This window comes from Streptomyces sp. YJ-C3 (assembly GCF_053891275.1).
The window spans coordinates 1,607,321-1,632,997 of the sequence record NZ_CM132685.1 but is presented as its reverse complement, the minus strand read 5'-3'; the positions used below and the strand labels follow the sequence as shown (position 1 = coordinate 1,632,997).

16 protein-coding genes and 3 rRNA genes are annotated in these 25,677 nt (G+C 67.7%); 8 read left to right on the top strand and 11 right to left on the bottom strand.

Translation table 11 applies throughout. From position 1 onward, the window contains the following. Positions 1-23 precede the first annotated feature (23 nt). The 4 genes from treS (at position 24) to glgB (ending at position 6,129) form a co-directional block, all read left to right on the top strand. Entirely contained in the window at positions 24-1,724 is a 1,701-nt protein-coding gene (gene treS, locus ACVHNB_RS07300) for a maltose alpha-D-glucosyltransferase (protein WP_428952221.1), read from the top strand. A 57-nt stretch (positions 1,725-1,781) separates the two neighbouring features. Then, positions 1,782-2,225, top strand: a complete 444-nt coding sequence (locus ACVHNB_RS07295; protein WP_428952222.1) for a hypothetical protein — start codon at positions 1,782-1,784, stop codon at positions 2,223-2,225. Between the two features lie 176 nt (positions 2,226-2,401). Continuing rightward, entirely contained in the window at positions 2,402-3,784 is a 1,383-nt protein-coding gene (locus ACVHNB_RS07290; RefSeq protein WP_456227647.1) for a maltokinase N-terminal cap-like domain-containing protein, read from the top strand. 122 nt (positions 3,785-3,906) lie between these two features. Continuing rightward, positions 3,907-6,129: a 1,4-alpha-glucan branching enzyme gene (gene glgB, locus ACVHNB_RS07285; RefSeq protein ID WP_456227646.1), complete on the top strand. Its 2,223-nt coding sequence runs from the start codon at positions 3,907-3,909 to the stop codon at positions 6,127-6,129. Here glgB and ACVHNB_RS07280 read toward each other — a convergent pair. The 6 genes from ACVHNB_RS07280 to ACVHNB_RS07255 all read right to left on the bottom strand — a co-directional run bounded on the left by ACVHNB_RS07280 (position 6,116) and on the right by ACVHNB_RS07255 (position 12,370). Beyond that, positions 6,116-8,359: a HelD family protein gene (locus ACVHNB_RS07280; RefSeq protein ID WP_428957542.1), complete on the bottom strand. Its 2,244-nt coding sequence runs from the start codon at positions 8,357-8,359 to the stop codon at positions 6,116-6,118. The two genes, glgB and ACVHNB_RS07280, sit on opposite strands and share 14 nt — an antisense overlap. Positions 8,360-8,527: 168 nt before the next feature. Next, positions 8,528-8,842, bottom strand: a complete 315-nt coding sequence (gene trxA / locus ACVHNB_RS07275) for a thioredoxin (RefSeq protein ID WP_428952225.1) — start codon at positions 8,840-8,842, stop codon at positions 8,528-8,530. A 2-nt stretch (positions 8,843-8,844) separates the two neighbouring features. Next, positions 8,845-9,294, bottom strand: a complete 450-nt coding sequence (locus ACVHNB_RS07270) for a MerR family transcriptional regulator (RefSeq protein WP_428952226.1) — start codon at positions 9,292-9,294, stop codon at positions 8,845-8,847. 221 nt (positions 9,295-9,515) lie between these two features. Then, positions 9,516-9,878 carry a hypothetical protein gene (locus ACVHNB_RS07265; RefSeq protein ID WP_456227645.1) on the bottom strand — a complete coding sequence of 121 codons (363 nt, stop codon included), beginning with the start codon at positions 9,876-9,878 and terminating at the stop codon, positions 9,516-9,518. Positions 9,879-9,966: 88 nt separating this feature from the next. Then, complete coding sequence (locus ACVHNB_RS07260) at positions 9,967-10,515, bottom strand: cysteine hydrolase family protein (RefSeq protein ID WP_428952228.1); 549 nt, start codon at positions 10,513-10,515, stop codon at positions 9,967-9,969. A 160-nt stretch (positions 10,516-10,675) separates the two neighbouring features. Next, positions 10,676-12,370 carry an MFS transporter gene (locus tag ACVHNB_RS07255; protein WP_456227644.1) on the bottom strand — a complete coding sequence of 565 codons (1,695 nt, stop codon included), beginning with the start codon at positions 12,368-12,370 and terminating at the stop codon, positions 10,676-10,678. Positions 12,371-12,529: 159 nt separating this feature from the next. On the opposite strand from ACVHNB_RS07255, the gene ACVHNB_RS07250 reads away from it, so the two are divergent. Further along, positions 12,530-13,132, top strand: coding sequence for a TetR/AcrR family transcriptional regulator (locus ACVHNB_RS07250; RefSeq protein WP_428952230.1), 603 nt, complete (start codon positions 12,530-12,532; stop codon positions 13,130-13,132). Between the two features lie 64 nt (positions 13,133-13,196). Here ACVHNB_RS07250 and rrf read toward each other — a convergent pair. The 4 genes from rrf to ACVHNB_RS07230 form a co-directional block, all read right to left on the bottom strand. Then, positions 13,197-13,313 (bottom strand): 5S ribosomal RNA (gene rrf, locus ACVHNB_RS07245). A gap of 89 nt (positions 13,314-13,402) precedes the next feature. Beyond that, positions 13,403-16,523, bottom strand: a 23S ribosomal RNA gene (locus tag ACVHNB_RS07240). A gap of 308 nt (positions 16,524-16,831) precedes the next feature. Then, positions 16,832-18,357: ribosomal RNA gene (locus ACVHNB_RS07235) — 16S ribosomal RNA — on the bottom strand. The 16S, 23S and 5S rRNA genes sit together here, the layout of an rRNA operon. Positions 18,358-19,067: 710 nt before the next feature. Next, positions 19,068-20,465 carry a cation:dicarboxylate symporter family transporter gene (locus ACVHNB_RS07230; protein ID WP_428952231.1) on the bottom strand — a complete coding sequence of 466 codons (1,398 nt, stop codon included), beginning with the start codon at positions 20,463-20,465 and terminating at the stop codon, positions 19,068-19,070. A gap of 209 nt (positions 20,466-20,674) precedes the next feature. Between ACVHNB_RS07230 and ACVHNB_RS07225 the strand changes: the two genes are divergently transcribed. Together ACVHNB_RS07225 and ACVHNB_RS07220 are read left to right on the top strand one after the other, a co-directional pair. Beyond that, positions 20,675-22,342: a sensor histidine kinase gene (locus tag ACVHNB_RS07225; protein ID WP_456227643.1), complete on the top strand. Its 1,668-nt coding sequence runs from the start codon at positions 20,675-20,677 to the stop codon at positions 22,340-22,342. Further along, complete coding sequence (locus ACVHNB_RS07220; RefSeq protein WP_428952233.1) at positions 22,339-23,016, top strand: response regulator; 678 nt, start codon at positions 22,339-22,341, stop codon at positions 23,014-23,016. Before ACVHNB_RS07225 ends, ACVHNB_RS07220 begins: the two co-directional genes overlap by 4 nt. 3 nt (positions 23,017-23,019) lie before the next feature. Here ACVHNB_RS07220 and ACVHNB_RS07215 read toward each other — a convergent pair whose 3' ends face one another. Further along, entirely contained in the window at positions 23,020-24,063 is a 1,044-nt protein-coding gene (locus ACVHNB_RS07215) for a YncE family protein (RefSeq protein ID WP_456227642.1), read from the bottom strand. A gap of 223 nt (positions 24,064-24,286) precedes the next feature. Between ACVHNB_RS07215 and ACVHNB_RS07210 the strand changes: the two genes are divergently transcribed. Next, positions 24,287-25,660: an extracellular solute-binding protein gene (locus ACVHNB_RS07210; RefSeq protein ID WP_428952235.1), complete on the top strand. Its 1,374-nt coding sequence runs from the start codon at positions 24,287-24,289 to the stop codon at positions 25,658-25,660. The last annotated feature ends 17 nt before the right edge of the window (positions 25,661-25,677 follow it).

Here is a 25,677-nt window from a genome sequence, read left to right as displayed (position 1 = left end):
GGATTCGGAGGGTCACCCACACCATGATCATGAATGAGCCCGTCCCGGACACCTTCGAGGACACCCCCGCCAAGGACCGGGACCCCGATTGGTTCAAGCGCGCCGTCTTCTACGAGGTGCTCGTCCGTTCCTTTCAGGACAGCAACGGAGACGGCGTCGGCGACCTCAAGGGCATCACGGCGAAGCTGGACTATCTCCAGTGGCTCGGGGTCGACTGCCTCTGGCTGCCCCCGTTCTTCAAGTCACCGCTGCGGGACGGGGGTTACGACGTCTCCGACTACACGTCGGTGCTCCCCGAGTTCGGTGACCTGGCCGACTTCGTCGAGTTCGTGGACGCGGCGCACCAGCGCGGGATGCGCGTCATCATCGACTTCGTCATGAACCACACCAGTGACCAGCACGAGTGGTTCCAGCAGTCGCGCTCCGACCCCGAGGGGCCGTACGGCGATTACTACGTCTGGGCGGACGACGACAAGCAGTACCAGGACGCGCGGATCATCTTCGTCGACACCGAGGCCTCGAACTGGACCTTCGACCCGGTGCGCAAGCAGTACTTCTGGCACCGCTTCTTCTCCCACCAGCCGGACCTCAACTACGAGAACCCGGCCGTCCAGGAGGAGATCCTGGCCGCGCTGCGGTTCTGGCTGGACCTCGGCATCGACGGGTTCCGCCTCGACGCGGTCCCGTACCTGTACGCCGAGGAGGGCACCAACTGCGAGAACCTCCCCGCCACCCACGACTTCCTCAAGCGGGTCCGCAAGGAGATCGACGCCCAGTACCCGGACGTGGTGATCCTCGCCGAGGCGAACCAGTGGCCCGAGGACGTCGTCGACTACTTCGGCGACTTCCAGTCGGGCGGCGACGAGTGCCACATGGCGTTCCACTTCCCGGTCATGCCGCGCATCTTCATGGCGGTGCGCCGGGAGTCCCGCTACCCGGTCTCGGAGATCCTCGCCAAGACCCCGGCGATCCCGTCGAGCTGCCAGTGGGGCATCTTCCTGCGCAACCACGACGAGCTCACCCTCGAAATGGTCACCGACGAGGAACGCGACTACATGTACGCGGAGTACGCCAAGGACCCGCGGATGCGCGCGAACATCGGCATCCGCCGCCGCCTGGCCCCGCTCCTCGACAACGACCGCAACCAGATCGAGCTCTTCACCGCCCTGCTGCTGTCCCTGCCCGGCTCGCCGATCCTCTACTACGGCGACGAGATCGGCATGGGCGACAACATCTGGCTGGGCGACCGCGACGCGGTGCGCACCCCGATGCAGTGGACCCCGGACCGCAACGCGGGCTTCTCCTCCTGCGACCCGGGCCGCCTGTCCCTGCCCGCGATCATGGACCCCGTCTACGGCTACCAGGTCACCAACGTCGAGGCCTCCATGTCCTCCCCGTCGTCGCTGCTGCACTGGACCCGACGCATGATCGAGATCCGCAAGCAGAACCCGGCGTTCGGCCTCGGCTCGTACACCGAGCTGCCGTCCACGAACCCGGCGGTCATCGCCTTCCTGCGGGAGTACAAGGACGACCTGGTGCTGTGCGTCCACAACTTCTCCCGCTTCGCGCAGCCCACCGAACTCGACCTCCAGGCCTTCAACGGACGGCATCCGGTGGAGCTGATCGGCGGCGTGCGGTTCCCGGCGATCGGTGAGCTGCCCTACCTGCTGACCCTCGCAGGACACGGGTTCTACTGGTTCCGGCTGCGCAAGGAGGGCGCCTGACCGTGCTCCCCGGCCCGGCCGGGCCGCCACCGCCCGTACCGACGCAGGAACGATGCAATGGAAAGCAGGCTCCAGCAGAAGCTGCGCGAGCGCCGGGAGCAGGCCGCCCTGAAGACCGTCGAGGTCCGGCTGGGCGACCTGCGCACGGGCGGCGCCCTGCGGCCCGGCGAGGAGCCCGCGTGGGCGCGCGCCGCGATCGACGTGTCCCGCGGGCTCCACGCCGAGCCGGACGAGCTGATCTCGGACGACACCACGTCGCAGGAGCTCGACGGCTGGATCGAGGAGCTCCTGACGGCCCATGGCATCACCGGGCGGCTCTACGTGGCGAGCAACGTGAGCCTGCTGCCCTGGCTGGAGTGCCGTGTCCCGCCGGGCGGCTGGACGGCCCGGGTGCGCGCGGCGGTCGGGGAGCCGTGGATGTTCCTGTCGGGCACGCTCGACAGCCTCGTCGTCGTGTCGGAGGCCGAGTACTACTTCGAGGCCTACGCGCGCCGGCGGTGAGCCGGTCGCGGGGCCGTGCCGAGTGTGGCGCGGGCCCCGCGACCGTGGCCGGTGACCCGTGTCCCGGGTCGCCAAAAAGCGCTCAAAACCCGGTTTCCGCCCCCGGGCCCTGGGCACTCTCCACCAATACCGTGCGGAACGCCCGTCGCTCTCCCCTGGGGAAAGGACGCGACGCCATGTCGGAAGCCGCAGCCCGGCCCGCCGCCCCCGCCGAGGGGAATCCGGAACTGCTCTCGTCCCTCGATCCGCTGCTCCGCGAATGGCTGCCGCGGCAGCGCTGGTTCGCCGGGAAAGGACGCCCGATCACCGGCTTCACGCTGGACTCGGTCACCGAACTCCTGCCCCGCTCGGGCCTGTTGCACCTGCTGCTGCGCGCTCACCAGCCACCCGCCGACGAGGGCCCCGGCGACTGCTACCAGTTGCTGATCGGCATCAGCGACGCCCTGCCTCCGCGCCTCGCGGCGGCCGCCATCGGCCACATCACCCAGGGCCCGCTGGCCGGCCGTACCGCGTACGAGGCGCTGCACGACCCGCGCCTCGCGTCCGTCCTGCTGGAACGTCTCCGCATCCCCGGCACCCTCGGTGACCTGCGCTTCCACCGCGGCCCGCAGGGCGAGGTGCTGCGCGGCCTGATGCCCCGGCCGCTGCGCGCCGAGCAGTCCAACTCGTCGGTGGTCTACGGCGACCGGCTCATCGCCAAGTTCTTCCGCCGGGTGCGGTCCGGCACCAACCCCGACCTCGAACTCCCCCTGGCCCTGGCCCGGGAGGGCTGCCCGCGGGTCCCGGCCCCGATCGCGTGGTTCGAGACGGGAAGCAAGACGCTGGGTGTCCTGCAGCCCTACCTCAAGGGCGCCGCCGACGGCTGGGACCTGGCCCTGCGCCACCTCGCCAAGGAAGAGGATTTCACCGCTGAGGCACGGGAGTTGGGCCGCGCGACCGGCGAGGTGCACGCCGCGCTCGCCCGGGCCCTGCCCACCGTGACCTGCTCCCGCGCGCACACCGAGCAGCTGGCGGAGGCGATGATCCACCGCCTGGAGACCACCGCCCACCAGGTGCCCGCGCTGCTGCCCCATGTGCCCGCGCTGCGCACCGCGTTCGAGGCGCTCACCGACCTCGCCGCCGAGGGCACCACCTGGCAGGCCCAGCGCGTCCACGGCGATCTGCACCTGGGCCAGTGCCTGCGCGAGCCCTCCGGCACCTGGCAGCTCATCGACTTCGAGGGCGAGCCGTCCCGTCCGCTCGCCGAGCGCCGCATGCCGCATCCGCCGCACCGCGACATCGCCGGCATGCTCCGCTCCTTCGACTACGCGGCCCGCTCCCTGCCGCCCACCGCGGAGAACCCGTCCCCGTGGAACCCCGCCTGGTCGGACGCCTGCCGCGCCGCGTACTGCACCGGCTACGCGGAGGTCACCGGCACCGATCCGCGTACGGAACCGGTCCTGCTGCGTGCCTACGAGACGGACAAGGCGGTCTACGAGGCCCTGTACGAGGCCCGCCACCGCCCCGACTGGCTGCCGGTCCCCCTGGCGGCCCTGGCACGGCTGGCGGAGGGAGGTTAGGGCGCAGGGACGGACAGCCCGCCCAAGGGCGCGGGGAACTGCGCGAGCAACCGACCACCAGCCGTATCAGCCGACGAACGAGAAGCCCGGCAGACGCGTAGGCCACCAAGGAGGCCCCACCCGTGACCCGCCGCTCGACGCAGACCCCGCCCCCGGTCCCCGCTCCCGTCCCGGAGACCGACCGCGCCCGCCTCCTGGCGGCGACCCATCACGACCCGCACTCCGTCCTGGGCGCCCATCCGGCCGGCGGCGGCACCGTCTTCCGGGCCTGGCGCCCCTATGCCGAGCGGGTCTCCGTGCGCACCCCGGCGGGTCTCGCCGCGCTCCACGACGACGGCGACGGGTTCTTCTCCGCCCTGCTCCCGCTGACCGAGGTCCCGGCGTCGTACGAGCTGGAGATCGCCTACAGCGACGCCACGCAGACCATCGCGGACGCCTACGCGCTGCTGCCCTCCCTCGGTGAACTCGACCTCCACCTGATCGGCGAGGGCCGGCACGAACAGCTGTGGACGGCGCTGGGCGCGCACCCCATGGAGCACCAGGGCATCCAGGGGACCCGCTTCGCGGTCTGGGCGCCCAACGCCCGGGGCGTTCGCGTCATCGGCGGCTTCAACTACTGGGACGGCGCCGCCCACAGCATGCGCTCGCTCGGCTCGACCGGGATCTGGGAGCTGTTCGTCCCGGACATCGGCGAGGGCGAGCTCTACAAGTTCGACATCACCCGCCCCGACGGCAGCCGCACCCAGCGCGCCGACCCGCTCGCCACCCGCACCGAGACGCCCCCGGCGAACTCGTCCGTCGTGCACGCCTCCCATCACACCTGGCACGACGAGGCCTGGCTCAGCGCGCGCGGCGAACGCCCCGTCCATGCGTCGCCGTTCTCCGTCTACGAGATCCATCTCGCGTCCTGGCGACCGGGCCTGACGTACCGCCAGCTCGCCGAGCAGCTCCCCGCCTACGTGTCCGACCTGGGCTTCACGCACGTGGAGCTCATGCCCGTCGCCGAGCACCCCTTCGGCGGCTCCTGGGGTTACCAGGTCACCGGCTTCTACGCGCCCACGGCCCGGCTCGGCACCCCCGACGACTTCAAGTTCCTGATCGACGCCCTGCACCAGGCCGGCATCGGGGTGCTGATGGACTGGGTGCCGGCCCATTTCCCGCGCGACGACTGGGCGTTGGCGGAGTTCGACGGCCGCACCCTGTACGAGCACGAGGACCCGCTGCGCTCGGCGCACCCCGACTGGGGCACCCTGGAGTTCGACTACGGCCGCAAGGAAGTGCGCAACTTCCTTGTCGCGAACGCTCTTTACTGGTGCGAGGAGTTCCACATCGACGGCCTGCGCGTCGACGCCGTCGCCTCGATGCTCTACCTCGACTACTCGCGCGAGCAGGGGCAGTGGACCCCGAACCAGTTCGGCGGCCGCGAGAACCTGGACGCGGTCGACTTCCTCCAGGAGATGAACGCCACGCTGTACCGGCGGGTGCCGGGTGTCGTCACCATCGCCGAGGAGTCGACGGCCTGGGACGGCGTGACCCGGGCGACCCACCACGTCGGGCCCGGCGGCTTCGGCGGGCTCGGCTTCGGGCTGAAGTGGAACATGGGCTGGATGCACGACTCGCTCGACTATCTGGAGCACGAGCCGGTGCACCGCAAGTACCACCACCACGAGATGACGTTCTCGATGGTCTACGCGTACAGCGAGAACTACGTCCTGCCCATCTCCCACGACGAAGTCGTGCACGGCAAGCGCTCACTCGTCTCGAAGATGCCCGGCGACTGGTGGCAGCAGCGCGCCGACCACCGCGCCTACCTGGGCTTCATGTGGGCCCACCCCGGCAAGCAACTCCTCTTCATGGGCCAGGAGTTCGCGCAGGGCGCCGAATGGTCGGAGGCGCACGGCCCGGACTGGTGGCTGCTCGACCCGGCGTACGGCGCCGAGCCCGACCACCGCGGCGTGCGCGACCTGACCAGAGATCTGAACGGCGTCTACCGGCAGGAGCCCGCGCTCTGGGAGCGTGACACCGATCCCGCGGGGTTCTCGTGGGTGGTCGGCGACGCGGCGGAGGACAACGTCTTCGCGTTCCTGCGGCACGCCGCCGACGGCGCTCCACTGCTGTCGGTGTCGAACTTCTCGCCGGTGGTGCGCCACGAGTACCGCCTCGGGGTGCCCGACGACGTCCCGGCCTGGCACGAGGTCCTGAACACGGACGCCACTCGCTACGGCGGCGGCGGTGTGGGCAACCCCGAGCCGGTGAAGCCGGACGACGTGGGGGCCCACGGCCGTCCGGCGAGCATCCGGCTGACGCTGCCGCCGCTGGCGACGGTCTGGTTCAGGCCTGCCTGAGATCCGACTCGGCGAGTGCGGCGGGGAGTTCGGTGGCGCTGTGCACGATGCCCAGCGTCTGGGTGGCCCGGGTCAGCGCGACGTACAGGTCGCTCGTCCCGAACTCCCCCGGCTCGACGACGACGACCCGGTCGAACTCGAGCCCCTTGGCCTGGCGCGGGTCGAGGAGCACGAGGTGCCGGGTCAGGTCGGGTGCGGCCCCGGCCTCGATCCCGGGCAGCCGCGCCGCCAGCGCCTGGTGCAGCCGGCGCGGCGCGATCACCGCGAGCCGGCCCTCCTCGGGGGTCTCGGCCGCGGCGAGCTCCGCGACCGCCTCGGCGAGATCTCCCGTCACGGCCCGCCGCCAGGGGCGTACGCCCGTCGAGCGCACCGACGACGGCGGCTCGAAGTCCGGGTGCGCGGCACGCAGCACGGCCGCCGCGACGTCCATGATCTCTGACGGCGTACGGTAGTTGACCCCGAGCCGGGTGTGCTCGAAGCGGTCCTCTACATACGGGGCGAGGATCTTGTCCCACGCCCCGACCCCGGCCTCCTCGGCCGTCTGCGCCGGGTCGCCGACCAGCGTCATCGAGCGGGTCGGCGAGCGCCGCATCAGCAGCCGCCACGCCATCGGCGACAGCTCCTGCGCCTCGTCGACGATGATGTGCCCGAACGCCCAGGTCCGGTCGGCGGCGGCCCGCTCCGCGGCGCTGCGGTGGTCGTCCTCCCCGTACCAGTCGGCGACCCGCTCCGCGTCGACGATGTCGTGCGCGGCGAGCACCTCGGACTCGTCCTCGTCCTCGAACTCGTACGTCTCCGAGCCCCGGGAGAGGTCGAGCACACCCTGCGCGTAGGCGATCCGCTCCTGCCGGGCGGCCTCGGCGGCGGCCCGCTCGGCGGCGTCGTCGTACCCGAGGATCTCGGCCGCCTCGTCGAGCAGCGGTACGTCCGCGGGCGTCCAGTCGGCCGGTCCGGTGACGGGGCGGCGGATGGCCCGCGCGTCCTCGTCCGCCAGGTGCACCGGCTCCGCCAGGAAGTCCCCGACGAAGTCCTCCGCGGTGAGCCTCGGCCACAGCTCCTCGATGGCCGCGTGCACGTCGGCGCTCGCGGCGATGCCCTTGCCGAGCTGGGCGAGGTCGTCCGGGCCCAGGAAGTTCGGCCCGCCGTACGGGTCCGCGCCGATCCGCTCCGCGAGCTGTTCGGTGAGCGCGTCGAGGATGCGGAAGGCGAAGTGCGGCCGGGCGAGGTTGTGCGGCAGCAGGGTGTCGCGCGCCGCCTGCCGTGCCTCGTACGCGATCTCCCAGTCGATGATCAGGTCGCCGTCGTCGTGCGGGATCACCAACGGCGCTCCCGGCTCGGGCAGTTGCTGCCGGTCACGGGCCGCGAGCGCGAGGGCCTCGGCCATCGACGCGGCGCCCTTCACGGCGGCGGCCCGGGGCGAGTCGGTCGTCGCGGTCGCCTTGATGCCGGGGTACAGCTCGCCCACCGTCGCGAGCAGCACGCCCGTCTCGCCGAGCGCGGGCAGCACCTCGGAGATGTAGGACAGGAACGCCGGGTTCGGGCCGACGATGAGGACCGCCCGCTTGGCCAGCAGCTCCCGGTGCTCGTAGAGCAGGAACGCGGCGCGGTGCAGCGCGACCGCCGTCTTGCCGGTGCCCGGGCCGCCCTCGACGACGAGGACGCCGCGGTGGTCGTGCCGGATGATGCGGTCCTGCTCGGCCTGGATCGTCTGCACGATGTCGCCCATGCGGCCGGTCCTGGCCGAGTTGAGCGCGGCGAGCAGGACGGCGTCGCCGGTCGGGTCCTCGAAGCCGGTGCGCTCGTCGTCGCCCAGGTCGAGGATCTCGTCGTGGAGTTCCGTGACCGTGCGGCCCTCGGTGGTGAGGTGGCGGCGCCGGCGCAGGCCCATCGGAAGATGACCGGTGGCGAGATAGAAGGGGCGGGCGACCGGTGCGCGCCAGTCGATCAGAATCGGGGTGTGTTCGGTGTCGTCGTCGCGAATTCCGATACGGCCGATGTGATGCGTCACTCCGTCCGTGAGATCGATTCGGCCGAAGCAGAGCGAACCGTCGACCGCATTCAGCGCGGCGAGCAGGCCGGAGCGCTCCACGACCAGCAGGTCGCGTTCGAGCCGGGCCTGCTGACCTGTGCCGACGGGTGTCAGGGCGTCCGTGACCGAGTCCGCGGCCAGGCCGCGCAGCGCGTCGACCCGCGCGTAGAGCCGGTCGATGAATTCCTGTTCCTTTTGCAGTTCTTTCTGCGATGCGGCGGATTCCCGGCTTGACAAAACTGCTCCCTGCCCGGTACGGTGTGTTTAGTTGGCCCCCGGTGAGGGGCCTTTTCTGTGGGCACACAGAAACACCGAATATACCCCGGGCAGGGGTTAATTCCAACCGCGGTTATCTCCGCCCTGCCGTTCTCAGACGGTCTCGGCCAATTCCTCGAGCAGTCGCCGCTTGGGCCTGGCGCCCACCCGGGACCACACGGGCTCCCCCTCCTTGAAGACCATCAGCGTCGGCATCGACAGCACGCCGTACTTCACCGCCGTCTCCGGGTTGGCGTCGACGTCGATCGCCACGACGTCGAGGCGCTCGCTCTCCTCCTCCGCGATGGACTTCAGCACCGGTGCCAGTTGCTTGCACGGCCCGCACCAGGCGGCCGTGAACTCCACGAGCACCGGTCGCCCGGACTTCAGCACCTGCTCGTCGAAGTCCGCGTCGGTCACGTCCCGCATGATCACTCCTGTCGTTCGCCGTGTTCTTCGCTGTGCGCGTCGTCGAGTGCTTCGCTGAGCTCGCAGCGCGGGGCGGCTTGCTCCGCGTCCAGCGCGACGATCGCCTGCTCGGCGCGCTCCAGCTGCGCGCCGACCTTCTCCCGTACGGTGGTCAACTCGCCGATCAGCGCGTCGAGTTCGGAGAGCTTGTTGCGGTACACGGCGAGGGACGCCGGGCACGAGTCGCCCTCCGGGTGGCCCGCGCGCAGGCACTCCACGAACGGGCGGGTCTCCTCCAGGTCGAACCCGAAGTCCTGGAGCGTGCGGATCTGCCGCAGCGCGCGCAGGTCCGCCTCGTCATAGGTCCGGTATCCGTTGCCGCCACGCCGCGCGGGCAGCAGCCCGCGCGACTCGTAGTACCTGAGCGTCCGCGTACTGGTACCGGCACGGGCCGCGAGCTCTCCGATGCGCATGCGTACGACGGTAAACCTTGCCGCCGACGTCAAGGCCAGCGCTGCGCGTTGAAGGGCGCGCGCACACACCCAGACCGGCTTCTCCCCTCTCGTACGCGACCGGACGCCAGTGGGGGCCGGGCACATCAAGCCCCTCCGGCGATTGAGGAGCGGGGGCCGGGGCAGAGCCCCGGGGCTGGGCTACAGCGCGGGGCAAGAGAACACGCATCGCACAGCCCGGCTCACGGCCAGTCGACCATCGCCACGAACACGACGTACGTGACCACCACCGCTATCGGCGCCAGCACCGCGAACCCGGTCCTGCGCTCCGCATACCGCTCCTGCCACGGCAACAACCACGCCGTCGCCAGGACGAGCAGCGAGACGGTCAGGCTCAGTCCGAAGACCGTGAAGGCCCGGTCGAAGCTAGGCTCGAACCGGTCCAGCTGCGCATCCGTGCACGAGTCGCAGGCCATCGGCGAGAGCCCGGCGAAGACGTACGCGAAGAACGCCGCCGGCAGCGTCACCAGCGACGAGAGCAGCGGGGCGACCCAGTGACGGGCGTACCGGGCGGGTCGTGCGGGCGCGTCTGCGGCGAGGTCCATTGTCATGCCCACCATCCAACGCTCGGGCGGTGGGCATGACATGAGTGGTGCTACTCAGTCCCCTGAGTACCCCGTGCCCCAAGGGACCTCAGAACGTCACGTCGGCCGTGTCCACCGTCCCCGCGCTGCGGCCCGGCGCGCTCTGGAACTTCCAGTACAGATTGGTGTGCGCGATGACCAGCTCCGGGGCCGGCGCCCCGTACGCGCTGAGGTCCTCCGTGGTGTGCGCGTCACCGACGAGCGTCACGTCGTACCCGCGCACGAAGCCACCGTGGATCGTCGAGCGGATGCAGGCGTCGCTCTGGGCCCCAGTGACGACGAGTCTGCCGACGCCGCGCTCGGCGAGCAGCGCCTCCAGGTCGGTGGCCTCGAACGAGTCGCCGTACTTCTTGTGCACCAGAGGCTCCTGCTCCCGGCGCACCAGCTCGGGGACGTAACTCCAGGCCTCCGTGCCCTCCTTGAGGCCGTCGTCCGAGTGCTGCACCCAGATCACCGGGACGCCCTCGGCTCGGGCCTTGTCCACGAGGGTGTTGATGTGCGCGACGACCTCGTCGCGGCGTGGAGCACCCTCCACCACCCCGTTCTGTACGTCGATGACGAGCAGTGCGGTGCCGGGCCGGTCGGGCAGGGTCGTCATGGCGGGCCTCCTGGTCGTTGCGGACTGCCGCCACAGTAGACGGTGCCACTGACAACGCCCCCGACCTGCGCATGGTGCGGACAGGCTCGCCTTTGATGACCATCGCCCCCCTGTCCGCGCCGGGGATGCCGAGCTGCTGCGGTCCTGCGGCCCTCTCTGCCTAACCCTTGTTCGCGGCCAGTTCGCCGGCAGGCCGCTGCTCCGTGTCGTCCTCAGGGGCTTCGGGCCCGGCGGCCGCCTTGCCCTTGCGCGGCAGCAGCACCGCCACCAGCACTGTCCCCACGCCGAGGATCACGGCTCCGACGACGCTGGTGTGCGCCACCGCGTCGGCGAACGAGGATCCGACCGCCCGCGTCATCTGCCGTGCCCCGTCTGCAAGTTGGGCGGCCTGCGCCTTGAGCTGCGCCGCCTGCTGCGGATCGGTGGCACCGGCCGCGCGCTCGGCGAGCTTGTGCGCCTGCTCGCCGATCCGCTGCGCGACGACGTATCCGGCGCCGACCGAGTCCTGCGCCGTGGCCAGCGCATTGCCGGGCAGCTTGGTGCCGGACGCGGCGTCGGAGAGGTGCGAGGAGTACGAGCCGGCCAGCACGGAGCCGAGGATGGCGATCCCTAGGGAGCCGCCGAGTTCGAGCGACGTGTCGTTGACGGCGCCGCCGACACCGAGCTCGGACTCCGGGAACGCGCCCATGATGGCGTCGGTACAGGGTGACAGCGCCAGGCCGATGGCCAGGCCCAGAATCACGAGGGGCAGGACGAAGTCGCCGTAGGTGGACGCGACGTCGACCCGCGTCAGCAGCGCGAGCGCCGCCGTGCCGCCGACCATGCCCGCCGTCACCGTGATCTTCATGCCGATCCGGGGCGTGAGGTACCCGGTGAGCGCCGAGCCGACGAACACCGCGGCGGCCAGCGGCAGCATCCGCACACCCGTCTCCAGGGCGTCGTACCCGAGGACGAACTGGAGGTGCTGGGTGAGGTAGTAGAACGCCCCGAAGACGGCCAGGAAGAAGAGGGCGACGGCGAGGTTCGACCCCGCGAAGCGGCGGTTCGTGAACCGTCGTACGTCCAGCACCGGGCGCGGATGCCGCAGCTCCCAGCCGATGAAGGCCACGAGCGCCACTCCCGCCCCCACGGCGGCGGTGACCGCCTTCGCGCCCCACCCGAAGTGCGGCCCCTCGATGATCATGTAGACCAGCGCGCCGACCCAGATCACGGACAGCAGCCCGCCCACGTAGTCGATCCGGCTGTGGTGGTCGGCCTTCGACGGCGGTACGAGGACGAGCGCGCCGACGATCGCGACGGCGGCGACGGGCACATTGATCAGGAAGGTCGACGACCACCCGTGGTTGCGCAGCAGCGCGCCGGCCACCAACGGTCCCGCGGCGATGGCGAGTCCGGCCGTCGCCGTCCACAGCACGATGGCCTTGGCGCGCTCGGCCCGCGGGAACGTGGCTGCGAGCAGCGACAGGGTGGCGGGCATGATCATCGCTGCGCCGACACCCATGACGGCGCGGGCGGCGATGACCCCGGTGGAGCTGTCGACGAGCGACCCGGCGACGGCCCCGCCGCCGAACACGACGAGCCCGAGGATCAGGGCCCCGCGCCGGCTGTACTTGTCGCCGATGGCACCGAGCAGCAGCATCAGCGCGGCGTACGGAACGGTGTAGCCGTCGATGACCCACTGCAGGTCGGCGCTGGAGAGCCCGAGGTCCTGGGTCATGTCGGGCGCCGCGACCGTGAGTGCCGTGTTGGCCATCACGATGATCAACAGGCTCAGGCAGAGCACGAGCAGCGCCGACCAGCGGCGGGTGTACGGCCGGTCCATCGTGGCGACCGGCTCGTTCATGACGAGGCGCATGGCGCGGAGACCCTCCCGGGTGAACAGCGGACAGGACTTGCACAAGGCTGTGCAATTACACAGCGCTGTGCAATCTACGCCGTTGCACAGGAGTGTGCAAAATGGGTGGGTCGCGTGAGGCCCGAGCGCGTGTCGGGGGCGGGCCGGGGTGCAGGCACAATGAACGGCGTGACTTCCGTACGGGCCGACGCCAACCGCCGCCGCATCCTCGACGTCGCGCTCGCCGAGCTGCTGCGCGATCCCGAGGCCTCCATGGATCAGATCGCCCGCGCGGCGGGCGTGGTGCGCCGTACGGTCTACGGTCATTTCCCGAGCCGTGACGCGCTCGTCGGGGCGTTGGTGGACGATGCGGCCCAGGCGGTCGCCGAGGCTCACCGGGCCGGCCGCGAGGGCATCACGGAACCGGCCGAGGCGGTGGCCCGTTCGATTCTGGCGATCTGGCCGATCGCGGACCGCTACCGCCTTCTGGTCAGTCTGGCCCAGCGCAGCATGACGATGGAGGGCATCAGGGCGGCCCTCGCCCCGGTCCGCGAGATCTGCGTGGCCTTGATCCAACAGGGCTTGGACCAGGGCCAGTTCACTTCCCCGCTGCCGGCGCAGGCTCTCGCGTACGTGCATGAGCAGGTGCTGTTCGGCCTGATGGAGGCCGTGAACGACGGGGCGATCCCGGCGGCGGACGCCGGCCGCGCGGCAGTCGTCGCGGTTCTGGCCTCGGCGGGTTACCCGCCGAAGGAGGCCGAACGTCTCGCCGAGGCCGCCTGAAAAGGCGCCGTAAACGCAGAAAAGCCCCGGACCGTATCCCGGTCCGGGGCTTTTCTCAACAATAGTTCGGCGGCGTCCTACTCTCCCACAGGGTCCCCCCTGCAGTACCATCGGCGCTGTAAGGCTTAGCTTCCGGGTTCGGAATGTAACCGGGCGTTTCCCTCACGCTATGACCACCGAAACACTATGAAACTGTCAACCGGAGCCGTAGCCAATCGGCTTCGACGGTTGTTCGTGGTTTCAGAACCAACACAGTGGACGCGAGCAACTGAGGACAAGCCCTCGGCCTATTAGTACCAGTCACCTCCACACCTTACGGTGCTTCCAGATCTGGCCTATCAACCCAGTCGTCTACTGGGAGCCTTAACCCCTCAAAGGGGGTGGGAGTCCTCATCTTGAAGCAGGCTTCCCGCTTAGATGCTTTCAGCGGTTATCCTTTCCGAACGTAGCCAACCAGCCATGCCCTTGGCAGGACAACTGGCACACCAGAGGTTCGTCCGTCCCGGTCCTCTCGTACTAGGGACAGCCCTTCTCAAGACTCCTACGCGCACAGCGGATAGGGACCGAACTGTCTCACGACGTTCTAAACCCAGCTCGCGTACCGCTTTAATGGGCGAACAGCCCAACCCTTGGGACCGACTCCAGCCCCAGGATGCGACGAGCCGACATCGAGGTGCCAAACCATCCCGTCGATATGGACTCTTGGGGAAGATCAGCCTGTTATCCCCGGGGTACCTTTTATCCGTTGAGCGACGGCGCTTCCACAAGCCACCGCCGGATCACTAGTCCCGACTTTCGTCCCTGCTCGACCCGTCGGTCTCACAGTCAAGCTCCCTTGTGCACTTACACTCAACACCTGATTACCAACCAGGCTGAGGGAACCTTTGGGCGCCTCCGTTACCCTTTGGGAGGCAACCGCCCCAGTTAAACTACCCATCAGACACTGTCCCTGATCCGGATCACGGACCCAGGTTAGACATCCAGCACGACCAGAGTGGTATTTCAACGACGACTCCCCCTGAACTGGCGTCCAGAGTTCACAGTCTCCCACCTATCCTACACAAGCCGAACCGAACACCAATATCAAACTGTAGTAAAGGTCCCGGGGTCTTTCCGTCCTGCTGCGCGAAACGAGCATCTTTACTCGTAGTGCAATTTCACCGGGCCTATGGTTGAGACAGTCGAGAAGTCGTTACGCCATTCGTGCAGGTCGGAACTTACCCGACAAGGAATTTCGCTACCTTAGGATGGTTATAGTTACCACCGCCGTTTACTGGCGCTTAAGTTCTCAGCTTCGCCAAGACGAATCTTGACTAACCGGTCCCCTTAACGTTCCAGCACCGGGCAGGCGTCAGTCCGTATACATCGCCTTACGGCTTCGCACGGACCTGTGTTTTTAGTAAACAGTCGCTTCTCGCTGGTCTCTGCGGCCACCCCCAGCTCAGAGTGCAAGACTCATCACCAGGAATGGCCCCCCTTCTCCCGAAGTTACGGGGGCATTTTGCCGAGTTCCTTAACCATAGTTCACCCGAACGCCTCGGTATTCTCTACCTGACCACCTGAGTCGGTTTAGGGTACGGGCCGCCATGAAACTCGCTAGAGGCTTTTCTCGACAGCATAGGATCATCCACTTCACCACAATCGGCTCGGCATCAGGTCTCAGACTCATGTGAACCGGATTTACCTGGATCACGTCCTACACCCTTACCCCGGGACAACCACCGCCCGGGCTGGACTACCTTCCTGCGTCACCCCATCACTCACCTACTACCAACTTGGGCCGGCGGCTCCACCACTTTCCATTCCCCGAAGGGTCCGGAACGGCTTCACGGCCTTAGCATCACTGGATTCGATGTTTGACGCTTCACAGCGGGTACCGGAATATCAACCGGTTATCCATCGACTACGCCTGTCGGCCTCGCCTTAGGTCCCGACTTACCCTGGGCAGATCAGCTTGACCCAGGAACCCTTAGTCAATCGGCGCACACGTTTCTCACGTGTGTATCGCTACTCATGCCTGCATTCTCACTCGTGAACCGTCCACCACTAGCTTCCGCTGCAGCTTCACCCGGCACACGACGCTCCCCTACCCATCACAGCAGGCGTTGGCCCTCTTGCTGCAATGACACGACTTCGGCGGTACGCTTGAGCCCCGCTACATTGTCGGCGCGGAATCACTAGACCAGTGAGCTATTACGCACTCTTTCAAGGGTGGCTGCTTCTAAGCCAACCTCCTGGTTGTCTCTGCGACTCCACATCCTTTCCCACTTAGCGTACGCTTAGGGGCCTTAGTCGATGCTCTGGGCTGTTTCCCTCTCGACCATGGAGCTTATCCCCCACAGTCTCACTGCCGCGCTCTCACTTACCGGCATTCGGAGTTTGGCTAAGGTCAGTAACCCGGTAGGGCCCATCGCCTATCCAGTGCTCTACCTCCGGCAAGAAACACACGACGCTGCACCTAAATGCATTTCGGGGAGAACCAGCTATCACGGAGTTTGATTGGCCTTTCACCCCTAACCACAGGTCATCCCCCAGGTTTTCAACCCTGGTGGGTTCGGTCCTCCACGAAGTCTTACCTCCGCTTCAACCTGCCCATGGCTAGATCACTCCGCTTCGGGTCTTGAGCGCGCTACTGAATCGCCCTATTCGGACTCGCTTTCGCTACGGCTTCCCCACACGGGTTAACCTCGCAACACACCGCAAACTCGCAGGCTCATTCTTCAAAAGGCACGCAGTCACGAGATATGTGCAAGCACATATCCGACGCTCCCACGGCTTGTAGGCACACGGTTTCAGGTACTATTTCACTCCGCTCCCGCGGTACTTTTCACCATTCCCTCACGGTACTATCCGCTATCGGTCACCAGGGAATATTTAGGCTTAACGGGTGGTCCCGCCAGATTCACACGGGATTTCTCGGGCCCCGTGCTACTTGGGTGTCTCTTAAACGAGCCGCTGACGTTTCGACTACGGGGGTCTTACCCTCTACGCCGGACCTTTCGCATGTCCTTCGCCTACATCAACGGTTTCTGACTCGTCCCACGGCCGGCAGACCGTAGAAAAGAGATCCCACAACCCCCACGACGCAACCCCTGCCGGGTCTCACACGTCGTAGGTTTGGCCTCATCCAGTTTCGCTCGCCACTACTCCCGGAATCACGGTTGTTTTCTCTTCCTGCGGGTACTGAGATGTTTCACTTCCCCGCGTTCCCTCCACACTGCCTATGTGTTCAGCAGCGGGTGACAGCCCATGACGACTGCCGGGTTTCCCCATTCGGAAACCCCCGGATCAAAGCCTGGTTGACGACTCCCCGGGGACTATCGTGGCCTCCCACGTCCTTCATCGGTTCCTGGTGCCAAGGCATCCACCGTGCGCCCTTAAAAACTTGGCCACAGATGCTCGCGTCCACTGTGCAGTTCTCAAACAACGACCAACCACCCGTCACACACCAAGAACCTTGGCGCTTTACCGGGGCCGGCATTGAGGTCGGGAACAAGTCCGTACCCTCAGATACCCAACAGCGTGCCCGACACCCTCGCCGCTTCCCTCAACGTTCCACGCTCACAAGGAGCAGTACTGGAAGGAGAAGACGATCAAGTGTGCCGAATAATCAACGTTCCACCCATGAGCAACCAGTGCGAGACATTCGCTCGCATGCTGGCCTCTGACCGAGCAAGCCCGGTAAGAAGTGCTCCTTAGAAAGGAGGTGATCCAGCCGCACCTTCCGGTACGGCTACCTTGTTACGACTTCGTCCCAATCGCCAGTCCCACCTTCGACAGCTCCCTCCCACAAGGGGTTGGGCCACCGGCTTCGGGTGTTACCGACTTTCGTGACGTGACGGGCGGTGTGTACAAGGCCCGGGAACGTATTCACCGCAGCAATGCTGATCTGCGATTACTAGCAACTCCAACTTCATGGGGTCGAGTTGCAGACCCCAATCCGAACTGAGACAGGCTTTTTGAGATTCGCTCCACCTCGCGGTATCGCAGCTCATTGTACCTGCCATTGTAGCACGTGTGCAGCCCAAGACATAAGGGGCATGATGACTTGACGTCGTCCCCACCTTCCTCCGAGTTGACCCCGGCGGTCTCCTGTGAGTCCCCATCACCCCGAAGGGCATGCTGGCAACACAGAACAAGGGTTGCGCTCGTTGCGGGACTTAACCCAACATCTCACGACACGAGCTGACGACAGCCATGCACCACCTGTACACCGACCACAAGGGGGGCACTATCTCTAATGCTTTCCGGTGTATGTCAAGCCTTGGTAAGGTTCTTCGCGTTGCGTCGAATTAAGCCACATGCTCCGCTGCTTGTGCGGGCCCCCGTCAATTCCTTTGAGTTTTAGCCTTGCGGCCGTACTCCCCAGGCGGGGCACTTAATGCGTTAGCTGCGGCACGGACAACGTGGAATGTTGCCCACACCTAGTGCCCACCGTTTACGGCGTGGACTACCAGGGTATCTAATCCTGTTCGCTCCCCACGCTTTCGCTCCTCAGCGTCAGTATCGGCCCAGAGATCCGCCTTCGCCACCGGTGTTCCTCCTGATATCTGCGCATTTCACCGCTACACCAGGAATTCCGATCTCCCCTACCGAACTCTAGCCTGCCCGTATCGACTGCAGACCCGGGGTTAAGCCCCGGGCTTTCACAACCGACGCGACAAGCCGCCTACGAGCTCTTTACGCCCAATAATTCCGGACAACGCTTGCGCCCTACGTATTACCGCGGCTGCTGGCACGTAGTTAGCCGGCGCTTCTTCTGCAGGTACCGTCACTTTCGCTTCTTCCCTGCTGAAAGAGGTTTACAACCCGAAGGCCGTCATCCCTCACGCGGCGTCGCTGCATCAGGCTTTCGCCCATTGTGCAATATTCCCCACTGCTGCCTCCCGTAGGAGTCTGGGCCGTGTCTCAGTCCCAGTGTGGCCGGTCGCCCTCTCAGGCCGGCTACCCGTCGTCGCCTTGGTGAGCCACTACCTCACCAACAAGCTGATAGGCCGCGGGCTCATCCTGCACCGCCGGAGCTTTCAACCCCCTCAGATGCCTGAAGGAGTGTCATCCGGTATTAGACCCCGTTTCCAGGGCTTGTCCCAGAGTGCAGGGCAGATTGCCCACGTGTTACTCACCCGTTCGCCACTAATCCACCCCGAAGGGCTTCATCGTTCGACTTGCATGTGTTAAGCACGCCGCCAGCGTTCGTCCTGAGCCAGGATCAAACTCTCCGTGAATGTTTCCCCGTACTCGGGGTGACACCACGAGAGCGGAACAAGGAGAGGAATAATCCCCTTGTTCACAGCGTCCTCGCTGTGCGCCTACCAGCCACCAGGACCGGCAGGACTTTTTCAAAGGAACCTCAACTCACCGAAGTGAGTCGGGGTATCAACATATCTGGCGTTGATTTTTGGCACGCTGTTGAGTTCTCAAGGAACGGACGCTTCCTTTGTACTCACCCTCTCGGGCTTTCCTCCGGGCGCTTCCCTTCGGTACTTCTTTTTAATGTTACTGCGTGTTTCCGACTCTATCAGACCGTTTCACCGGCCGATTTCCTCGGGGTCGTGCTCCGCTTTCCGGCCTTTCGGCCTTCCGGCGGTGTTGACTCTATCAGATCCTTTCGGGCCTGATTCCCTGTCAACCGGGTTTGTCTTCGCGGCTGTTGGGCCGTTCCGACGTCCCAGACTTTAGCGGATCCTCGCGGCGGTTCCTAATCGGGTCGATCAGGTCGGACGCGCCCCGAAATCGAATTGAATTCGGGCAAGCCGAAATCAATCCCAGGGGGAGATCGTGCTGGTGGTTTGGGTGCCGCTTCAGCGGCGGGAGCGCTGCCGTGAGCCGTGGTGACCCGGACAACTCGCAGGACTCTACGCCACGTGGCCCGGTACGACAAAAGCGGGGTCCGGTGCGACACGGCGCACCGGACCCCGCTCGGGGAATGACCAGGTCAGGCCCCCACGGGCTCCTTGGTTCCGGCTCCCGTGCCGGCCCCGCCGTCCCGTGGTTCGGGGACGTCCGTGTCGCCGTCCTTGGAGTCCAGCAGGGTCCGCTCGTCGAACGGCAGATCGCCGGCCAGCACCCGCTTGACCCGGTCCCGGTCGACCTCGCCGGTCCAGGTGCCGATCAGCAGCGTGGCCACCGCGTTGCCCGCGAAGTTCGTCAGGGCGCGCGCCTCGCTCATGAAACGGTCGATGCCGATGATGAGGCCGACCCCGTCGACCAGTGCCGGCTTGTGGGACTGCAGTCCGCTCGCGAGCACCGCGATGCCGGAGCCGGAGACGCCTGCCGCGCCCTTCGACGCGATCATCATGAAGAGGAGCAGGCCGATCTGCTGGCCGACGCTCATCGGCTGGTCCATGGCGTCGGCGATGAACAGGGACGCCATGGTCAGGTAGATCATGGTGCCGTCGAGGTTGAAGGAGTAGCCCGTCGGGACGGTGATGCCGACGACCGGGCGGCTCACGCCCAGGTGCTCCATCTTCGCGATGAGGCGCGGCAGGGCCGACTCGGAGGATGACGTCGACAGGATCAGCAGGAACTCCCGGGCCAGATACTTCAGCAGGGAGAAGATGTTGTATCCGGTCGCCAGTCGCAGGATCGCCGCCAGGACGATGCCCACGAACAGGGCGCAGGTGACGTAGAACCCGATCATGATCGTGGCGAGTGCCTTGAGTGCGTCGACGCCGGTCTCGCCGATCACGGCGGCCATCGCGCCGAACGCGCCGAGCGGGGCGGCCCACATGATCATGCCGAGGACGCGGAAGACGAGCTTCTGGATGTGCTCGACGCCGCGCAGGACCGGCTCGCCGGCGCGGCCCATGGCCTGGAGGGCGAAGCCGACGAGGAGGGCGACGAGGAGGGTCTGCAGGACCTCGCCCTCGGTGAAGGCGGAGACCAGCGTCGTCGGGATGACGCCGAGGATGAAGTCGACCGGGCCCTCCGCGGCGTCCTCCGCCGCGGTGTGGCCGACCTCCTTGGTGGCCTCGGTCAGGTGCATGCCGTCGCCGGGGTGCAGGATGTTGCCGACGAGGAGGCCGATGGCCAGGGCGACGACCGACATGACGATGAAGTAGCCGAGGGCGAGGCCGCCGACCTTGCCGATCTTCGCGGCCTTCCGTACCGAGCCGACGCCGAGCACGATCGTGCAGAAGATGATGGGCGAGATCATCATCTTGATCAGGTTCACGAAGCCCGTGCCGATGGGCTTGAGCTCCTTGGCGAAGTCGGGCCAGATGAAGCCGACGGCGATGCCGAGCAGCACCGCCACGATGACGGCGATGTAGAGATAGTGCGTGCGGTCCCGCTTGGCGGCGGGGGGCGTGGTCTTGGTCCCGGTTTCGGCCACGGTTCCTCCTGACGACGACGTCGGCGTACTGGAACGATTCGGAAGGGGTTCCGGAAAGGGGCCCGTTGAGGGGGTTCCGGAAGGGTTCACGTACGCAGGGGCCGTGCGGCTCACGGTCTGCGGATCCCGGTGACTATCTCCCAGCCCGTGAGGACCGTCACCCTTCCGTTCATTTAGTTCGCACTTGTACGAGCGGGCAGACTGGCGCCATGCGTCTCCCCCTCCCCCGCAGCCTGGCGGGCCAGCTCTTCGCGATGCAGGCCGTGCTCGTCGCGGTCGTGGTCGCGGGATGCGCGCTGTTCACGTACGTCAGTGACCGGAACCAGGCGGAGACCGCGGCGCGGCGGCAGGCGACGGCCGCGGCGACGGCGGTGGCCGACGCCCCCTCGGTGCGCGAGGCGATCACGGGGGCCGGGGATCCGACGGTGTCCCTGCAGCCGTACGCCCTGGACGTGCAGCGTCATACCGGCGTCGACTTCGTGACGATCATGGATCCGCGGGGCATCCGGTGGACGCATCCGACGGAGAAGTGGATCGGCAAGCGGTACCTCGGGCACATCGGGCCGGCGCTCCGGGGGCGGACGTTCGCGGAGACGTACACCGGGACCCTGGGGCCGTCGGTGCGGGTCATCACTCCGGTCCGGGACTCGGGGAACCGGATCGTCGGCCTGGTCAGCGCCGGGATCACCATCGACGAGATCACGGCGCAGGCCCGCGGTCAGGTGTTCGCGGTGACCGGGGTGGCGGGGGCGGCGCTGGTGCTCGGCGGTATCGGCACGTACGTCATCAACGCCCGGCTGCGCCGTCACACCCACGGGATGAACGCCACCGAGCTGAGCCGGATGCACGCCTATCACCAGGCCGCGCTGCACGCCGTGCGGGAAGGGCTCGTCATGCTCGACGGGCAGCGGCGGGTGGCGCTCATCAATGACGGGGCCCGGGCGCTGCTCGGTGTCGGTGAGGACGCGGTGGGCCGGGGCGTCGCCGAGCTGGGGCTGCCCGCGCCGCTGACCGGTGCGCTGCTGGCGGCCGAGCCGCGGGTCGACGAGGTGCATCTGACCGCCGACCGGGTCGTGGTCGTGAACACCTCGCCGGTGGCCAGCGGTGAGCGGCGCGGCACGGTCGTGACCCTGCGCGATCACACCGAACTGCAGTCGGTGATGGGCGAGTTGGATTCGGAGCGGGGGTTCACGCAGGCGCTCAGGTCGCAGGCTCATGAGGCGGCGAACCGGCTGCACACGGTCGTGTCGCTGATCGAGCTGGGGCGCGCGGAGGAGGCCGTGGACTTCGCCACCGCGGAGCTGGAGCTGGCCCAGACGCTGACCGATCAGGTCGTCGGTGCCGTCAGCGAGCCGGTGCTGGCCGCGCTGCTGCTGGGCAAGGCGGCGCAGGCCAATGAGCACGGGGTGGAGCTGGTGGTGTCCGCCGATACGCGGATCGACGACGGGCTCCTGCCGCCGGAGTTGGCGGCGCGGGACCTGGTCACGGTCCTCGGCAATCTCGTCGACAACGCGGTCGACGCGGCGCAGGGCTCGCCGCGCGCCCGGGTCACCGTCACGGCCCGGGCCACGTCCGACGCCCTGTTGCTGCGGGTCAGGGACACCGGTCCCGGGGTGGATCCGGAGCACGCGGACGCCGTGTTCGAGCGGGGCTGGTCGACGAAGCCGGCCGGTCCGGGCGGGCGGGGGCTCGGCCTCGCTCTCGTACGGCAGGCGGTGCGCCGTAACGCGGGCACCCTGGAGCTGACCCGACCGCCGGACGGCGGAGCCGAGTTCACGGTGGCGCTGCCTCTGAAGGGGGCGGCCAGGGCCGGCAGTATTCCCGCGCCGGGCGTTGTGCGCACGGCCTCGACCACGACCCAGGACGGCATGTCATGACAGATCCGCAGATCAGAGTCCTGGTGGTGGAGGACGACCCGGTGGCGGCCGACGCCCATGCCCTCTATGTGAACCGTGTGGCCGGCTTCGTGACCGTCGCCAAGGCCCATACGGCCGCCGAGGCGCGTCGTGCGCTGGACCGGGCGCCGGTCGACCTGATCCTGCTCGATCTGCACCTGCCGGACGGGCACGGTCTCGCGCTGGCCCGGTCGCTGCGTGCCGCGGGGCACCAGGCGGACGTCATCGCGGTGACGTCGGCCCGTGATCTGGCGGTCGTGCGGGAGGGGGTCTCGCTGGGTGTCGTCCAGTACGTGCTGAAGCCGTTCACGTTCGCCACGCTGCGGGACCGGCTGGCGCGCTATGCCGAGTACCGCACGACGAGCGGCGAGGCGACCGGGCAGGACGAGGTCGACCGGGCCCTGGCCAACCTGCGCTCCCCGGCTCCGGCCGCCCTGCCCAAGGGGCTGAGCGCGCCCACGCTGGAGCGGGTGACGCAGGCGGTGCGCGAGGCCGCGTCCGAGGGCGTGACAGCGGCGGCGGCCGCCGGGACGGTCGGTATCTCGCGCATCACCGCGCGCCGCTATCTGGAGCATCTGGTCGACGCGGGGCTGGCCGTGCGCAGTCCGCAGTACGGGCAGGTCGGCCGGCCCGAGTTGATCTACTGCTGGAAGTAGCGGTCAGCGCACCCGGAAGCGGGTGAGCAGGTCCTCGCCCGTCGGGCCCGTGCCGGACTTGTCGACGACGTAGGCGGTGCCGTGGGCGATCTCGACGTGGTTGGGGTTGGCGCCGGTGGTGACGGTCTTGACGACGGTGCCCTTGCGCGGGTCGACGACGGTCGCGGTGGCGTCGGTGCGGTTGACGGCGACGACGGCGCCGGAGCGGTCGTCGGCGGCCACGGACAGCGGGCCGGCGCCGGTCGGGACGGACTTGCTGACCAGGCCCTTGTCGAGGTCGACGACGGAGACGGTGCCCGCGGTGTTGTCGGCCGTGTAGGCGGTGCGGCCGTTCTTGGAGAGGGCCACGGAGAGGGGGCCGTCGCCGGTCGGGATGAGCCGCGGCGTGGCGGACTTCCGGGCCACCTCGATGAGCTGGTCGTTCGTGAGGTCGGCGGCGTAGACCGTGCCGGTGCGCTCGTTCACGGCGAGGCCGGTCGGGCCCGCGCCCTCGACGGTGACGCGCTTCTTCTCCGCGTAGGTGCGGCTGTCGAAGGCGACCAGGCTGCCGTCGCCGAAGCCGCTCGCCCACACGGTGTCGTGCCTCTCGTCGACGACGATCTCGCGGGCGTGGGCGACGTTCGGCAGGGTCGCGAGGTGCGCGCCGTCGCGCTGGCTGTAGACGGCGACGCTGTTGTTGCGGGTGTTGGTGACCCAGACGGTGTTGTGCTCGTCGTCGACGGCGACGCCGTAGACCGCCTCGAGGGCGCCGGTGGCCGCGTCGGTGACCGGCGGCGTGTAGGTGGCCAGCACCTTCAGGGTCTTCGGGTCGACCTTGCTCAGCGCGGAGGTGGTCACCGGGGGCCGGCCGACGGCCGACGCGGTCCACAGGACGTGGTTCCGCTCCGAGTACGCCGACTGGTAGAGGCCTTTGGTGACGGGGGCGGAGACGGCGGCGGGGGCTCCGGTGCCGGCCGTGGCGACGGCGGCCGGGGCCGTCGTCGCACCCGCGACGAGAGCCACCACGACGGCGGCGGAACGACGGATCCTGGGCGTGATGCGAGGCATGCGGCGTCAATCTCCTTCAGGGACAGGGGTGTTGCGAGACCAACCGAAGATTAACTTAGCTTAGCCTTACCTAACTTTCCACTCGGCTCCCCGGACTCGACAACAACGTTGTCACCGTGGTGACGTGCGTCGCCGCACACCCATTGACCTTGCGACGAACGGGCCCTTACGTTCACGGGCAGCCCCGCGAGGCAACGATGCCCGCGGCGCTCCGTAGGAGGTCGTGCCCGTGCGCCCCACCGCCCCGCTCCTCGTCGCCACTGCCCTGCTGGCCGCCGGAACGCTCACCGCCTGTGGCGGCGGCTCCGGCAGCGACTCGAACACGATCAAGGTCTCGTTCAAGCAGTCCACGGACAACAAGAGCCGGGTCCCGGACATCTATCTGGCCGCGATGAAGAAGCAGTTCGAGAAGGCCAACCCGGGCAAGAAGGTCGAACTCGTGCCGATCAAGGCCGCCGACGCCGACTACTACACCAAGCTCCAGCAGATGCTCCGGTCGCCGAAGACGGCCCCTGACCTGGTCTACGAGGACACGTTCCTCATCAACTCCGACATCACCAGCGGGTACTTGAGGCCCCTGGACACGTATCTGAACAAGTGGTCGGACTGGAACCAGTTCATCGACACCGCGAAGACCGCCGCGAAGGCCGAGGACGGGAAGACGTACGGCGTTCCGGACGGCACCGACACCCGCGGCCTCTGGTACGACAAGGCCACCCTGAAGAAGGCGGGCATCGAGACCCCCTGGCAGCCGAAGACCTGGGACGAGGTCCTCGACGCGGCCCGCACCATCAAGAAGAAGGTCCCCGGTGTCACCCCGCTGAACGTCTACACCGGCAAGCCGGGCGGGGAGCAGTCGACGATGCAGGGCTTCGAGATGCTGCTGTACGGCACGGGCGACGGCGGCTCGGATCCGCTCTACGACAAGTCGTCCGGCAAGTGGGTGGCCGGCTCACAGGCCTTCAAGGACAGCCTGGAGTTCGTCGAGACGGTCTACAAGGAGAAGCTCGGCCCCGACGTCTCCGACGCGCTCGACCCGAACATCGGCACCACCGTCCGCGGTGATCTCCTGCCCAAGGGCAAGCTCGCCATCGACCTCGACGGCTCCTGGCTCCCGCAGGACTGGATCAAGGGCGCCGGACACGAATGGCCCGAGTGGTCGCAGAAGCTGGGCCTCGCCCACATGCCGACGCAGAACGGGCAGGCGCCCGGCAAGGTCTCCATGTCCGGCGGCTGGACCTGGGCGATCCCGGCCAAGTCGAGCAACCCGGACCTCGCCTTCGAGTTCATCAAGACGATGCAGACCAAGGCGAACGCGCAGCGCTGGTACATCGCCAACTCCGGCATCTCGGTCCGCAAGGACGTCGCCGCGGACCCCGAGTACGTGAAGGCGCAGCCCGGCATCAAGTTCTTCACGGACCTGGTCGCCACGACGCACTACCGCCCGGCCTATCCGGCGTACCCGAAGGTCTCCACGGCGATCCAGGAGGCGATGGAGTCGGTGACGACCGGTGACGCCTCGGTGGACAAGGCGGCGGCGACGTACGACGAGCAGGTGAAGACGGCGGCGGACGGCAAGGTCGTCGAGAAGCCTTGAGCCCCTCCGCGTCGAGG